Origin of the sequence: Spirosoma arboris (assembly GCF_009754945.1) — a bacterium.
GTDB classification, from domain to species: domain Bacteria; phylum Bacteroidota; class Bacteroidia; order Cytophagales; family Spirosomataceae; genus Spirosoma; species Spirosoma arboris.
On sequence record NZ_WPIN01000032.1, the window covers coordinates 1 to 13,512 of the forward strand.

Below are 13,512 nucleotides of genomic sequence, written 5' to 3' on the forward strand. Positions count from 1 at the left end.
ACTAGCCGTCACCGACCCAGGAGTCTGTATACCTGGCACTAACACTTACAATACGACCGGTCTCATTAGTCTGACCAATGCCGTAACAGGCTCTCTCACTATCACCGATGGAGCCAGCACCACCACCCTTTCGGTCAGTGCAGGAGCCACCTCGATCCCGTATTCACTGAGTGGCTTACCTAGTGGAACAGGGTCTCACACCGTGACGGTCAGTTATCTGAGCCAGACCGCCAGCACCACCTATACCGCTCCAGCCTCCTGTTCAGTGGCTTGTAGTCTGACGGCTGTAGCGACAGCAGTGCCTGCTTCATGTTCGGGTACTACGGTTTTACAAAATGGCAAGATCGTGTTAATTGGATTCACAACTGGAGATACTTATCAGTATTCAGGAGGAGCCGCCTTTAATCCAGCAGTCGTCTTATCAGGCTCAGCTCAAGCAATTCCGGCAGATGGTATAATCGTCAGCAATCTGGCCAATCCTGGGACAACACAAGCCTACACTGTACGAATCTATACAACATCAGGTTGTTTTAAGGATTTGACCGTAATGCTGTTACCTACGGACTGTACTTGTCCAACAACTAGCTGTATACCAATGGTTGTTAAACAGACAAAAGGAGTTAGACGAGCTGGAAATCCACAATAAGCTAGACTACTGAGCAATGCATCCTTTTTTGTATTGCTCAGTAGTTCCAATTATAGTTTCACTTAAGCAGCTTATTTAATAACAAGTAGATAGATGCCAAAACCCGCGCTGAGGCTGCGGGTTTTGGCATTTTCAGCAAGGAATAGTGATTATGTGCCAAGAAGAATCAGGGCGGTCAACTTTTAAACGCCCTATTTTGTTATCCAACCAGACCAGATACCATTTCATCTGTTAACTTTGCGGCTTTGTTTGCCCGTCACGATATAACTTATTATGTTATCCATCAGTAATTTACAAGCCTCAATAGGCGAAAAAGAAATATTAAGAGGTCTCAATCTGGAAGTCAACCCTGGTGAGGTTCATGCCATTATGGGTCCTAATGGAGCGGGCAAGAGTACCCTGGCTTCCGTTTTGGCAGGCCGAGAAGATTATAATGTAACGGGTGGAAGTGTAATATTTGATGGTAAAGATTTGCTGGATATGGCTCCCGAAGAGCGGGCAGCTGAAGGTATCTTTCTAGCGTTTCAGTATCCCGTCGAAATTCCGGGAGTTAGCACAACTAACTTTCTAAAAACGGCCCTAAACGAAATTCGTAAGTATCGTGGTCAGGATCCACTCGATGCCGTGCAATTTCTGAAGTTGATGAAAGAGAAAATGAAGTTGGTCAACATCGATCAATCATTACTGAGTCGATCATTAAATGAGGGATTTTCGGGAGGGGAGAAGAAACGGAATGAAATTTTCCAGATGGCTATGCTCGAACCGAAATTAGCGATCCTGGATGAAACCGATTCAGGTCTGGACATTGATGCGCTACGGATTGTCGCCGACGGTGTTAATCAACTTCGTTCGCCAGATCGGGCCACGATTGTAGTAACTCACTATCAACGTTTGCTCGACTATATCGTACCGGATTATGTTCACGTATTGTATAAAGGTCGCATTGTGAAATCGGGACCGAAAGAGCTAGCTCTTGAACTGGAAGAAAAAGGATACGACTGGATTAAAGCCGAAGCAGCAGTTTGATATAGGATATATGATATAGGATGTAATTCGCTTGCTTAATACATCCTATATCATACATCATACATTCTATATCATACATCATACATTAAAGAAATGACTCCCTCTTACGCATCCTATAACGATTTTAAAGACCAGTTGCTGGCGGCTTTCCGGGACAACGAGGAGCGCATGAACGGCGAGCGAAAAGCGCCGATCCATCAACTCCGGCGGGCAGCTCTGAAACAATTTGATCAGCTTGGCTTTCCAACTACCCGAAACGAAGAATGGAAATACTCCAGTGTCAGTGGTTTGCTCAAACAACCCTTCGACCTTGATGATACCACGACAGTGACCGCTGACGATCTGGCCCCGCTGGAAATTCCGAACCTCGACGGAAACCTGCTGTACTTCATCAATGGTCGTTATCATCCTGAACTTTCGCGACTTGTTAGTCCGGCCGAACAGGTAAAAATAACAAGTTTCGCGGAGGCAATTAAAGCTGAACCTGAGCTAATTGGAGCACATTTTGCCCACTATGCCGATTATCAAACCAATGCCTTTACAGCCTTAAACACAGCGCTGGCCACTGATGGTGTAGTCGTTCGAGTACCCGCCAATACTACGGTTGAGCAGCCCATCATCCTTCGTTTCATTACGGATACCCGCACCAAAAACAGTACGTCTCAACCTCGTAACCTGATTGTTGTTGGCAAAAACGCGGAGGTTATGATGGCAGAATCGTACCGAACACTCGGTGAAGGAGCAAGCTTTGTCAATGTAGTCACAGAAATCGTGCTCGACCGCGATGCCCGGATGCAGTACTACAAGGTACAGAACGAAACCGAAAAGGCGTATCATATTGGTACTACCCAGGTAAGTCAGAAAGACAACAGTCATTTCTACTCGGCTACCATTACCCTTAACGGCCACTTTGTTCGCAATAACCTGAATATTGTCCTTAACGGTCAGCATGCTGAAGCCTTCATGTATGGTTTGTATATGCCTAACGGACGGCAACATGTGGACAACCACACGCTCGTTGACCACGCTATGCCGAATTCATACAGTAACGAGCTCTATAAGGGTATTCTGGATGACAATAGTACAGGGGTGTTTAATGGGAAGATTTTTGTTCGACCTGATGCTCAGAAAACCAATGCCTATCAGTCCTGCAAGAATGTAGTGCTGTCTCCGGGCGCGTCGATGAACACGAAGCCACAGTTGGAAATCTTTGCCGACGATGTAAAATGTTCGCACGGTACAACTACAGGTCAGCTAAACGATGAAGCGCTATTTTACATGCGTTCGCGGGGTATTCCGAAAGACGAAGCCCGTACGTTATTATTATATGCGTTCTCGCAGGACGTAATTAGCCAAATCAAAATTCAACCCATCCGCGAATACCTGGAGCGGGTTGTTACGGAGAAATTAACGAAGTAATCGCCCTATGAGGCTGTAAATAAGATCGGTCAGTCAACCAGTTTTGCTGTGTGACTGACCGATTTGCGTCATAACCTATCGTACACAAACTTATGAGACTGTTACTTGTACTTGCCTGCTGGCTGACCATTGGTATTGCATCGGGTGATGCCGCATTTGGGCAAAGTCTGCAATTCACTTTTGAGGGCGATTCGTTGACGCTACCGCTGGTTCGAGATAGCCTACGGGGCATTTCAGGCCTTGAAATTGTTCCTTCTACCGGCGAGTGGCATTTTGTGAGTGACCGAGGTTGGCATTTTGTCTTCAACGGTATCAAAAACATCCGCGATTTACGAGACAGCTCGCACTTGAAACTAGCTCAAAAAAATCCGTTCTGGTTTGAAAGTGTCCGTTACGATCGCAATGGTGGTTATTTCTGGACGGATGAACACGAATTCGTTACGTCGCTGCTGTATGGGAAGACGGTGAGAGATAGTGCCAGTCAAATTTTAATGAAAATTCCCCTGCCCGGTTCTAACAAAGGACTTGAAGGGCTGGCTATTACGTCAACAGGGACTTTATGGGTAGCGCCCGAAGCGGGCTGGGAAGGCGAAACGCGCATGAGCCAGGATACCATCTCGTTTTTTCGATACCCAAATCCACTGTCGGCTGATCCCGTCGTCGAGCGATTTGCCTATCCGATCAATCGCTGTCCCTTTGCACAGGGTGAAGAACGCGTGGGTGGCATTTCAGAAATACTGGCAGTCGATGACCAGCGTGTGTTGGTACTGGAACGATGCTATGACGCCAGCCAAAAGCGAGTTACAGCCAATTTATACGTAGCAACGTCAAATGAGCAAACCCACACGTTAACCAAAGAACTGGCCTTCGATTTTAACCGTCAGTTTCCCGGTACAGTCTGCAATCTGGAAGCGATGGCCTGGGCTGACGAGCAACACCAAACACTGGTTCTAATAGCCGACGATAATTTTCGAGTAAATAAGACCTTACGAAATCAGGTTATTGTTTTACGAAAACGATAGACACAGGATCGAACCTAACTGTACTCGATTTGCGTTTTACGGGTGACTCTTTTGTCAGCGTTATGTTTAGTTTATTCCTCTCTTCGCGAATACTCCATGCAACCAGCCATAGATAATATTCTTGATATTCAGCGCATTCGCCAGGATTTCCCGATACTCGACCGGGAAATCAACGGTCGCCCTTTGGTTTATTTCGATAATGCAGCTACCAACCAGAAGCCGCTTCCGGTCATTAATGCCCTGACGCGCTACTACGAGGGCTACAATGCTAATATTCACCGGGGAATTCATCATCTGGCCGAGCAGGCAACAGCTGCCTTCGAAGCATCACGCCGGGCTGTTCAGGCCTTTTTGAACGCCAAACATTGGCAGGAAATCATCTTTACCTATGGCACCACCGATGGAATCAATCTGGTGGCTCAGAGTTACGGACGGAATTTTCTGAAAGCGGGTGACGAGATCATTGTCTCGACGATGGAACATCACTCCAACATTGTTCCCTGGCAGATGCTCTGTGAAGAAAAAGGGTGTATTCTGAAAGTTATTCCCATCAATGACGAGGGTGAATTGCTGCTGGATGAGTATGAAAAACTGCTGTCAGAGAAAACCAAATTTGTTTCCTGTGTTCATGTTTCCAATTCGTTGGGAACCATCAACCCCGTCAAATTCATCATCGATAAAGCCCACGAAGTTGGGGCTGTTGTCCTGATCGACGGCGCTCAAGCCAGCTCACACCTTGAACTTGATGTTCAGGCACTTGATGCTGATTTCTATGTTCTCTCGGCCCATAAGCTCTATGGTCCTACGGGCATGGGTGTGCTCTATGGCAAGAAGGATATTCTAGATGCTATGCCACCGTACCGAGGTGGTGGTGAGATGATTAAAGAAGTTACGTTTGCTAAAACAACTTATAGCGACCTACCTTATAAGTTCGAAGCGGGAACCCCCAATATCGCTGATGTGGTGGCCGTAAAAACGGCTCTCGAATACATGGCTGGTTTGGGGAAAGAGAATATCGCAGCCCACGAAAACGATCTGCTTCAGTATGCAACTGAGCAATTAACTGAGCTGGACGGACTACGTATTATTGGACAGGCAAAACATAAAATTGGTGTCATTTCCTTTGTTTTAGATGGCATTCACCACCAGGATATTGGCGTAATTTTAGATCAGCAGGGCATCGCCGTTCGGACGGGTCATCACTGTACTATGCCGTTAATGCAACGCTTTGGTATTGCCGGAACTACGCGGGCCTCATTTGCGGTTTATAACACCAGAGATGAAATTGACCGGCTTTTACAGGGTTTGCGTCGGGTTCAGAAAATGATGTTGTGATGTCTAAATCTTACTACTATGTTTCCTGACGAAATTTTATTAGACAAAAATCAGGTTCTTGCTAGTCTCAATGAATTGCCCGACAAAGTATCTTCCGAAGACTTAATCGAGCGTATTCTGTTTATAAAATTAATTGAAAGCAGGCTCCGGGAAACGACCGAAGTTACTCATGATCAGGTCATGCAGGAACTGAAGGACGTAAAACAGAGGAAGTTGGCTGAGTTAAACAAAAAAGCATGATTGCTTGGAAAGAGTCAGCCAGAGAAGAAGTCCGGGAAATTTATGAGTACCTATTTGATCAATCAATTGCTGTAGCCGATGAGTGGACGGATGAGTTAGAGAAAAAATTAAATCTGATCACTCAATTCCCTGAAATGGGACGAATGGTGCCAGACTTTTATATTTCATTTATCCGCGAAGTGTTTGTGGGTAGGTATAGATTGGTTTATAGCACACAAGAAGAAACGCTGAAAATACTTGCCATTCGCCCAATGGGTAGACCTTTAGGCAAGTTATGATTATGACAATCAACGAAAAGCAGGACGAGATCATTGAGGAGTTTGATTTATTCGATGATCAACTCGACAAGACGCAATATATTATCGATTTGGGCAAAAAATTACCACCGATGCCTGAAGCTCAGAAAAACGATCAGAACCGAATTATGGGCTGCCAGTCGAAAGTGTGGGTTGATGCTGAATTGAAGGAGGACAAACTGTATTTTTACGGTGATAGCGAACCAACAGCTCAGATTTCCAAGGGTTTAGTTGGTCTGCTCATTCGAGTCTTATCGGGTGAAAAACCCGAAGATATTGCCAACGCCGACTTGTATTTCATTCCACGAGTTGGTATGGGTAACCTGATTACATCGTTGCGGGCTGGCGGATTGGCTTCGATGATAGAACGCATGAAAGCTTATGGCCGAGCCTATTCTGTATCAGAAAACAGTCATTAATGACGAAAGCAAGAAAATGACAGACGAAGAATTAAAAGAACAAGTCGTATTAGCCCTTAAAGGTGTATATGATCCCGAAATTCCGGTGGATGTGTACGAACTGGGATTAATCTACGATATCAAGATATTTCCGGTCAATAACGTCTACATTCTGATGACCCTGACCTCGCCTTCTTGTCCTTCAGCAGGTTCTATCCCCGCTGAAATTGAAGAAAAAGTGCGGGCTATTGATGGTGTCAGCGATGTAAGTGTTGAACTGACCTTCGATCCCCCCTACTCTACCGAACTTATGTCGGAAGTAGCTAAATTAGAACTGGGATTTATGTGATTACAGTTGCCAAGTCAGTAAGGTGGTAAGTCAGTAAATAGCTGACGCACTCATAACTCGCTGACTTGCCAACTTACTGACTTAACAACTTACAAACTATTATTATGTATCCTCCTCATTTGCTTGTCCCGATGCGGGAAGACCTGACCAGCGTTGGGTTTGAAGAACTGACCACTGCCGATGCGGTGGTGAACACAATGGAAAATGCCGAAGGCACCATGCTTGTTGTGGTGAATTCAGTATGTGGTTGTGCAGCGGGTGCAGCTCGTCCGGGTGTAAAAGCGGCTTTAGCAGCCAGCCCTATCAAGCCAGACAAAATGGTAACTGTATTTGCTGGTGGCGATCTGGAAGCCGTCGCTAAAATGCGGGAATATCTGTTGCCTTATCCTCCATCATCGCCAGCAATTGGCATTTTCAAAGATGGCGAATTAGTGCATTTTATTGAGCGGCACCATATTGAAGGTCGTTCGGCGCAGATGATTGCTCAGCACCTCGAAATGGCGCTGGAAGAATTCTGCACGCCAGCAAACGCGTAGTTTAATAAACTGAAATGGGGTTAGACATACGCCATATCTCCAGGATATGGCGTATGTCTAACCCCATTTCAGTTTATTAAACTACGTTACAGCAAATACCTTCGCTAAAAATCGCGACAGGGGTAATAAACAGAATACCAGAAAGGCCATTGGGAAGTTTGAAAATGCCGCTACCCAGGCGGCATTCATTACAATCAGCGATAATACGCCTGCTTTTACTGCTAGACCAATATTTTTACCAACGGGCTCTTTCACCGCACGCCAGAGGGGTGGAAAAATATAATAACCAAACAGCGCCAGAAAAGGCAAAGCTGTGCCCAGTTGTTGTTGACGTTGAGCCAATGCGGCTACACAGCCAATCACAAGCGCATACAATATACCAGCAAAGCGTAATGTAGTCGGACTACCGCCATGCACTTCTCCCCGACTAATCATCGTGATTGCTGCAATGTAGGCAATCGGGACCAGGCCTACCCATACCCAGGGCATGACTTGATCAGGCAATATACTTACACCTAGCAGCAAATTCAGGCCCCGGCACAGTCCCATATTAACCGGTCCTAGCCAGTTGTGATGTTTCCCGAAGCGGTCATAAACCAGCGACGCGATAGAAATCGCAATAGCCAGAAAACCAGCCGTCTGGTTAACCATAAATGATGCCCCAATCCCAACTATCAGCAGGGCAATTCCTAGCCCCACAGCAGCAGATTTACTGACCGTTCCACTTGGAATAGGACGTTCAGGGCGTTCGATCGCATCTAATTCCGCATCAAAAACATCATTAAAAACGACTCCTCCTCCATAAAGGCCAACTGTTGCCAGCGAAAGCCAGCCAGCCGGAGCCGCAGACGAATCAGGGATCAGAAAATACCCTGCAATAGCCATCCCTGCCAGGACATCGGCAATAGCTGTAACCAGATTAGCCGGGCGGGTCAGGGAAAGAAGTGCTTTTAGCATAATGAATGAGCGAAAGAGTGAAAGAATGAATGAGCGAAAAGTTGACGCAAGCCATTTTCACTCTTTCGCTCATTCATTCTTTCACTCTTTATTTAATTATCGTTGATTCTTTGTCTACTCTTGGCGCTTGTCCTCCTCGGAGAATTGAGCTGCCATTATAACGTTGGCTCTGATCGATACCTATTGGCTGGGTCAATTCTTCCAGACTCAATTGACCACTTTGGGCAAAGGCGGTTACGGCATTCGTAAACGTCACGAGTTTAATCGCTTCGTCGGAAATACCGCGTTGTTTCATCAATGCGGCCGTTTTTGGGACGGCAAGCGGGTCACTGATACCCCAATCGGCAGCTGAGTTGATCATGATACGTTCAGGTCCGTATTGCTTCACAATTTCTACCATCCGTTCGTTCCCCATTTTGGTAAATGGATAGATGGTAAAGCCAGCCCAAAAACCCCGGTCAAGTACTTCACGCACCGTTTCTTCATTATTATGATCGACAATGACCATACCCGGCTCCAGACCATGCTCTAAAGCGATATCCATACTACGACTAGTGCCCTGCTTTTTGTCGCGGTGGGGCGTATGAATTTGCACTGGCAAACCAGCCTCTTTCGCTAAATCCAGTTGTGCCCGGTAGTATTTATCCTCGGCGGCTGTTTGATCGTCGAAACCAATTTCACCTACACCAACAACACCCTCTTTATAGATGAACAACGGCAGGATTTCCATAACCTGCTCAGCTAATTCTTCCTGATTCGCTTCTTTCGAATTAAGCCCAATGGTGCAATAGTGCCGAATACCAAATTGCGATGCCCGAAACCGCTCCCAGCCAACAAGACTAGCAAAATAATCCCGGAACGAGTCAACACCCGTACGAGGCTGACCCAGCCAGAAAGCTGGCTCAATCAGGGCGACTACGCCCGCATCGGCCATGGCCTGATAATCGTCAGTAGTTCGGGAGGTCATGTGAACGTGCATATCGAAAAACGACATGCCCCGAATGGAATCCATAAAATCCATAATCCGTCTTGGTTAATCGTATTTAGTAAATACGGCAGGTAATAGGGGAACAAAGTTCTCAAAAAATACAACCCCATCCCAGATGATTTTTACCCACATTTTAATTCAACTTCCGTAAACTTCAGTGTAGTCTATTCGTTTTATAGACAGACAACAAATGTAATCATGAATACGCTTCAAGAACACAAGTCAGGAAAAGGGAGCCTTTGGGTCATACTACTGTTGCTGATGGCAGGTGGAGGTTTAACAGCCTGCCGCGAAAATGCAGTCAATGATTTAAGCCCAGCCGATAGTCCTGTTTATATTACAAACTATGATCGCTCTGTAAACTTCGGTCAGTATAAAACGTTCAGCCTGCCCGATTCGGTCATTGTCGAATCGAATGATGCCTATGCAATGGCGCAGAATACCATTTCAACCCGATTTGTAACGAACGTAGCGAGTGCTCTAACAAGCCGGGGATTTCAACGAGTAGCAAAAGGTGATAGTGCTGATTTGGGCGTGGCCATTATTCGGGTCAATAATCAGTATACGGGTATTGCCTCAAACCCATATTCCTATTATTCAAGCTATTGGGGGTATGGTGGGTTTGGCGGTTATGGCTATTCGCCTTATTATCCCAGCTATTACACCTATCAAGTCACAGACCAATACTGGGAAATTCAGATCGTTGACTTGAAAAATCGGGCCACCACGAGCGACGGCCAGCAACAGCTAAATGTCATTTTTGACGCTACTATCCGGGGGACAGACGTTACGGATACGCAGGCTGTCGATCTGGCCACTACTGCCATTTTTAATCAATCGCCTTATTTACAGGTAACCCGCTAAGACACTATGAAACGGATCATCGCAGTAATCGCGCTGCTTGGCCTGACAACGTCGGCCTGGGCGCAATATAAAAATGAATACACGCCTGAGTCATCTATCTATGACCGGTACGTCACGTTTAACATTTCAGCTCGGTATGGTGTCGCTTTTCCAATGGGCGGTCAGCAAGGCTATATCGACAAAATTTCGCCAACCAACCTGGCGCTGGATGCTGAATGGTTGTTTCCGCAACGGTTTTCAATTGGCCTAAAGACAGGCTATCAGTATACCCACCAGCGCTTACCGAGACAGGTGTATCAGTATGACGATCAGTCTATTTCGGCGGTTCAAACCCGCACTCTGTCCATGATTCCGGCTATGGTTTCGCTCTCTTACTATTTCGCCGATAATTCAGCTGCCATTCGACCTTATGTGCAGATGGCTGGTGGGGGTGCCTTTGTCGATTACACAAACTACTTCGGGCCACTGGCCGATCAGAAAAGTGGCTTCAAAGGAGCCATTGCACCTGCCATTGGATTAAAATATTATGGTCGACGTGAGCAGGGTTTTGGTGCCGAAATTCAGGCACAGTATCAGAATGTATTCTTCAACTATGATTTGTTGAAAAACTCAGCCCCATCGCTGATGTTGTCAGCGGGGATTGTGTATAGGTGGTATTAATTTGTTTCAGGTTTCATGTTCCAGGTTTGCTGGATGAACTTTGAACATGAAACATTGAACTTAAAACAACTAGCTCATTAACTCTTCCATATGAGCAGGCAAACTGCGCCCGGCAGCTCGACGTTCGGCAGCAAAATCGGCCAACGTTTGAGCGAGTCGGGCGTTATTGCGTTCGTTCAGTCCGATGATTTTCGTGACATCTTTGTCAGTAAAAAACGCTTTCATTATCAACTGATTCCAGGCGGGTTCGTCAAAGTAATCGGCAGGAAAAGGATTATGCAGCATAATCGCTGACTGTACATCAGCAATATTATTTCGAATACCTTCTGTTGCCTGAAATTTCCAGGATTCGGGATAAGCCAGCACAGGTAGCGCCGAATAAAGGGCCACTAATTCGTTCATCTCAGCCGCTTTAAATAACTGACTAATGGTATTGAGATAGGCATCCTTGTCATCGGCTGGCAGTTGAAGCAGCCACCAAACCCGCGCCAGTCGGTCAATCGTCCAACCTGTTACGGTAAAACCTGGGCGAATACGCTCCAGTGCAAAAGCCATATCCTCAGGTACTTCAATCTGTTGTTTACCTACAAAGCGAGGCAGAGCTGTGAATACACGATAGAACACCGAAACCTGCGGATTAACATGAAAGGCATCGACCTGCTGACGCAGGTAATTAACCGCTTTTTCGGAGTTGGATTGCTGTTCGATCAGATAAAACAGCGTTTGGCTCATCTGGGAAATATTCATGATGCAAAAATACTTGCGTAATTAGTACTCTACCTTATCAAAAACACATTAGTAGATGACTATACTCAGCTTTACGTAGTCAGGCTATGTATTCCTATAACTGCTTATTCGCCCAAATGCCTATTCGCTACGTCCGATTATGAAAAAAATAGTACTTAGTTTATTCGTCTTCCTCTATTTACCTAGCCTAACCGTTTTCGCTCAGCAGGCGGTAGAGTACGTTTGGTGGAATCCGGCTCAATCTGATGTGCCTGTGATTGAAGGACAAGCCTGGTCGGGCAAGTCGATTCAAAACCCGTATGATCGTCTACCCGCCCAAGCCGAAAAAAGTGTACGAAAAGAGGTTTGGAATTTATCACATAACGCAGCCGGCCTTCTTATTCGATTTCGAGCCAGTACCGATCAGCTAGTTGTTCGGTATACTGTGTCAGGCAAGCAGGCGCTGCCTCATATGCCTGCGACAGGCGTTAGTGGCGTTGATTTATACGCAGTCAATAGTGACGGCAATACCCTTTGGTGCGCAGGGAAATATGCATTTGGCGATACAATTCAGTACCGATTTACTGGCCTGGAACCCAACGATCCCTACCATCAGAAAGGGCGGGAATACCGACTTTACCTTCCCCTTTATAACTCCGTTACCTGGCTTGAAATTGGTGTGCCGAAGGGCGTGACCTTAACATCTTTGCCCGTTCGAAACGATAAGCCCATCGTCATCTACGGAACATCTATTGCTCAGGGCGCCTGTGCATCGCGACCAGGTATGGCCTGGACCGCCATTTTAGGTCGCAAGCTGGATCGACCCGTTATCAATCTGGGATTTTCGGGCAACGGGCGACTTGAAAAAGAAGTCGTAGATCTGCTCCCTGAAATCGATGCTAAACTATACGTACTAGATTGCCTGCCAAATTTGGTGGCATCTGTAGGCATCAAACCCGATGAGATAAAAACCCGAATTAGCGAATCGGTGAAAGCGTTACGGCAAAAAAAGCCATCAACGCCGATTCTGCTGGTCGAGCATGCTGGCTATACAGAGGGAAGCCTTAATCCGACTCGGAAGCAATTGTATACGGAGGTCAATGAGTTAATGCAGCAAGCGTTTGCCCAGTTGAAAAGTGAAGGCGTCCAGAAGCTGTATATGTTACCCAAATCGGCGATCAATTTGACTAACGATGCTATGGTGGATGGAACCCATCCAACCGATCTGGGCATGCAGCAATATGCCGATGCTTATGAACGCAGTATCCGCCCGATTCTGAACGAACCTATCGGCGAAATCTCAACTATGAAGCCACTCACACAGTACCGCGACGCCCGCAATTATGATTGGGAAACCCGCCACAACGACATCTTGGCGCGCCTGAAAAGCAAGCCACCACGCATTGTTTTCTTCGGCAACTCCATCACACATTTTTGGGGTGGCGAACCCAAATCAACCCTTGCTAATGGCATTGACAGTTGGAACGCCAGTATGGAGCCGTTGGGTGTTCAGAACATGGGCTATGGTTGGGACCGCATCGAAAATGTTCTGTGGCGAACTTATCACGGTGAACTCGACGGCTATTCGCCCGCTCAGATTGTTCTGATGATTGGCACGAATAACCTTCAATCCAATTCTGACACGGAGATCAGCGACGGACTTGGATTTCTGGTACGTGCTATGCAGGCGCGCCAGCCCAATGCAGCTATTTTGATGATTGGAATATTACCCCGTCGGCAGATGGAAACGCGTATCGCAGCCTTAAATCAGCGTATTGCGCAGGTGGCTGGAGAAGTGAACGCTACGTTTATCCAACCAGGCACTGTATTTCTTAAGGCAGATGGAAAAATTGACGAAGCTTTTTTTAGCGACGGACTCCATCCCAACGCCGAAGGATACCGTCAATTCGCAGCCAAGTTATTACCATATCTGAAAGCACCGGAGCCAGCACCTAAAGCGCGTAAATAAGTTGAGCACCGAACGAGGTAGTTAAATATCTATCAGCCCACAACTAAAGTTGTGGGCTGATAGGGGCTATAAATTCGACTA

16 protein-coding genes are annotated in these 13,512 nt (G+C 46.4%); 13 read left to right on the forward strand and 3 right to left on the reverse strand.

Translation table 11 applies throughout. From position 1 onward, the window contains the following. From GO755_RS41125 to GO755_RS39430, 10 genes are all read left to right on the forward strand, one after another. Nucleotides 1-646 (forward strand): hypothetical protein (locus GO755_RS41125; RefSeq protein WP_198175063.1); only part of this gene is annotated, 646 nt, incomplete at its 5' end. A 273-nt stretch (nucleotides 647-919) separates the two neighbouring features. After that, nucleotides 920-1,672 (forward strand): Fe-S cluster assembly ATPase SufC, encoded by a 753-nt coding sequence (gene sufC, locus GO755_RS39390; protein ID WP_157590944.1) that lies wholly within the window; start codon nucleotides 920-922, stop codon nucleotides 1,670-1,672. A gap of 93 nt (nucleotides 1,673-1,765) precedes the next feature. Next, on the forward strand, nucleotides 1,766-3,091 hold the full coding sequence (gene sufD, locus GO755_RS39395) for a Fe-S cluster assembly protein SufD (RefSeq protein WP_157590945.1): 1,326 nt from the start codon (nucleotides 1,766-1,768) through the stop codon (nucleotides 3,089-3,091). 92 nt (nucleotides 3,092-3,183) lie between these two features. Beyond that, nucleotides 3,184-4,113: an esterase-like activity of phytase family protein gene (locus GO755_RS39400; protein WP_157590946.1), complete on the forward strand. Its 930-nt coding sequence runs from the start codon at nucleotides 3,184-3,186 to the stop codon at nucleotides 4,111-4,113. A 96-nt stretch (nucleotides 4,114-4,209) separates the two neighbouring features. Beyond that, nucleotides 4,210-5,448 carry a cysteine desulfurase gene (locus tag GO755_RS39405; RefSeq protein WP_157590947.1) on the forward strand — a complete coding sequence of 413 codons (1,239 nt, stop codon included), beginning with the start codon at nucleotides 4,210-4,212 and terminating at the stop codon, nucleotides 5,446-5,448. Nucleotides 5,449-5,466: 18 nt separating this feature from the next. Beyond that, complete coding sequence (locus GO755_RS39410) at nucleotides 5,467-5,688, forward strand: hypothetical protein (protein ID WP_157590948.1); 222 nt, start codon at nucleotides 5,467-5,469, stop codon at nucleotides 5,686-5,688. Beyond that, the gene (locus GO755_RS39415) at nucleotides 5,685-5,966 is read left to right on the forward strand and encodes a type II toxin-antitoxin system RelE/ParE family toxin (RefSeq protein ID WP_157590949.1); all 282 of its coding nucleotides are present in this window, start codon (nucleotides 5,685-5,687) and stop codon (nucleotides 5,964-5,966) included. Before GO755_RS39410 ends, GO755_RS39415 begins: the two co-directional genes overlap by 4 nt. A 2-nt stretch (nucleotides 5,967-5,968) precedes the next feature. Then, nucleotides 5,969-6,403 carry a SufE family protein gene (locus GO755_RS39420; protein ID WP_157590950.1) on the forward strand — a complete coding sequence of 145 codons (435 nt, stop codon included), beginning with the start codon at nucleotides 5,969-5,971 and terminating at the stop codon, nucleotides 6,401-6,403. A gap of 16 nt (nucleotides 6,404-6,419) precedes the next feature. Next, a complete protein-coding gene (locus GO755_RS39425) occupies nucleotides 6,420-6,731 on the forward strand; it encodes a DUF59 domain-containing protein (protein ID WP_046576286.1) in 312 nt (103 codons plus the stop codon). Nucleotides 6,732-6,835: 104 nt separating this feature from the next. Then, complete coding sequence (locus tag GO755_RS39430) at nucleotides 6,836-7,267, forward strand: BrxA/BrxB family bacilliredoxin (protein WP_157590951.1); 432 nt, start codon at nucleotides 6,836-6,838, stop codon at nucleotides 7,265-7,267. Between the two features lie 81 nt (nucleotides 7,268-7,348). Here GO755_RS39430 and eboC read toward each other — a convergent pair whose 3' ends face one another. Together eboC and GO755_RS39440 are read right to left on the reverse strand one after the other, a co-directional pair. After that, a complete protein-coding gene (gene eboC / locus GO755_RS39435) occupies nucleotides 7,349-8,224 on the reverse strand; it encodes a UbiA-like protein EboC (RefSeq protein WP_157590952.1) in 876 nt (291 codons plus the stop codon). Between the two features lie 88 nt (nucleotides 8,225-8,312). Next, nucleotides 8,313-9,245 (reverse strand): TatD family hydrolase, encoded by a 933-nt coding sequence (locus GO755_RS39440; RefSeq protein ID WP_157590953.1) that lies wholly within the window; start codon nucleotides 9,243-9,245, stop codon nucleotides 8,313-8,315. A 165-nt stretch (nucleotides 9,246-9,410) separates the two neighbouring features. Between GO755_RS39440 and GO755_RS39445 the strand changes: the two genes are divergently transcribed. Together GO755_RS39445 and GO755_RS39450 are read left to right on the forward strand one after the other, a co-directional pair. Then, the gene (locus GO755_RS39445; RefSeq protein WP_157590954.1) at nucleotides 9,411-10,076 is read left to right on the forward strand and encodes a DUF4136 domain-containing protein; all 666 of its coding nucleotides are present in this window, start codon (nucleotides 9,411-9,413) and stop codon (nucleotides 10,074-10,076) included. 6 nt (nucleotides 10,077-10,082) lie between these two features. Further along, entirely contained in the window at nucleotides 10,083-10,736 is a 654-nt protein-coding gene (locus GO755_RS39450; protein ID WP_157590955.1) for a porin family protein, read from the forward strand. Nucleotides 10,737-10,805: 69 nt separating this feature from the next. Here the strand turns inward: GO755_RS39450 and GO755_RS39455 are convergent, their stop codons facing one another. After that, nucleotides 10,806-11,483: an EboA domain-containing protein gene (locus tag GO755_RS39455; RefSeq protein WP_157590956.1), complete on the reverse strand. Its 678-nt coding sequence runs from the start codon at nucleotides 11,481-11,483 to the stop codon at nucleotides 10,806-10,808. Nucleotides 11,484-11,622: 139 nt separating this feature from the next. On the opposite strand from GO755_RS39455, the gene GO755_RS39460 reads away from it, so the two are divergent. After that, a complete protein-coding gene (locus GO755_RS39460) occupies nucleotides 11,623-13,431 on the forward strand; it encodes an SGNH/GDSL hydrolase family protein (protein ID WP_157590957.1) in 1,809 nt (602 codons plus the stop codon). The last annotated feature ends 81 nt before the right edge of the window (nucleotides 13,432-13,512 follow it).

Bases quoted from the DNA above. Each gene is read 5' to 3' on its own strand.
- sufC (WP_157590944.1), top strand. From the start codon at position 920: ATGTTATCCATCAGTAATTTACAAGCCTCAATAGGCGAAAAAGAAATA.
- sufD (WP_157590945.1), top strand. From the start codon at position 1,766: ATGACTCCCTCTTACGCATCCTATAACGATTTTAAAGACCAGTTGCTG.
- GO755_RS39400 (WP_157590946.1), top strand. From the start codon at position 3,184: ATGAGACTGTTACTTGTACTTGCCTGCTGGCTGACCATTGGTATTGCA.
- GO755_RS39405 (WP_157590947.1), top strand. From the start codon at position 4,210: ATGCAACCAGCCATAGATAATATTCTTGATATTCAGCGCATTCGCCAG.
- GO755_RS39410 (WP_157590948.1), top strand. From the start codon at position 5,467: ATGTTTCCTGACGAAATTTTATTAGACAAAAATCAGGTTCTTGCTAGT.
- GO755_RS39415 (WP_157590949.1), top strand. From the start codon at position 5,685: ATGATTGCTTGGAAAGAGTCAGCCAGAGAAGAAGTCCGGGAAATTTAT.
- GO755_RS39420 (WP_157590950.1), top strand. From the start codon at position 5,969: ATGACAATCAACGAAAAGCAGGACGAGATCATTGAGGAGTTTGATTTA.
- GO755_RS39425 (WP_046576286.1), top strand. From the start codon at position 6,420: ATGACAGACGAAGAATTAAAAGAACAAGTCGTATTAGCCCTTAAAGGT.
- GO755_RS39430 (WP_157590951.1), top strand. From the start codon at position 6,836: ATGTATCCTCCTCATTTGCTTGTCCCGATGCGGGAAGACCTGACCAGC.
- eboC (WP_157590952.1), bottom strand. From the start codon at position 8,224: ATGCTAAAAGCACTTCTTTCCCTGACCCGCCCGGCTAATCTGGTTACA.
- GO755_RS39440 (WP_157590953.1), bottom strand. From the start codon at position 9,245: ATGGATTTTATGGATTCCATTCGGGGCATGTCGTTTTTCGATATGCAC.
- GO755_RS39445 (WP_157590954.1), top strand. From the start codon at position 9,411: ATGAATACGCTTCAAGAACACAAGTCAGGAAAAGGGAGCCTTTGGGTC.
- GO755_RS39450 (WP_157590955.1), top strand. From the start codon at position 10,083: ATGAAACGGATCATCGCAGTAATCGCGCTGCTTGGCCTGACAACGTCG.
- GO755_RS39455 (WP_157590956.1), bottom strand. From the start codon at position 11,483: ATGAATATTTCCCAGATGAGCCAAACGCTGTTTTATCTGATCGAACAG.
- GO755_RS39460 (WP_157590957.1), top strand. From the start codon at position 11,623: ATGAAAAAAATAGTACTTAGTTTATTCGTCTTCCTCTATTTACCTAGC.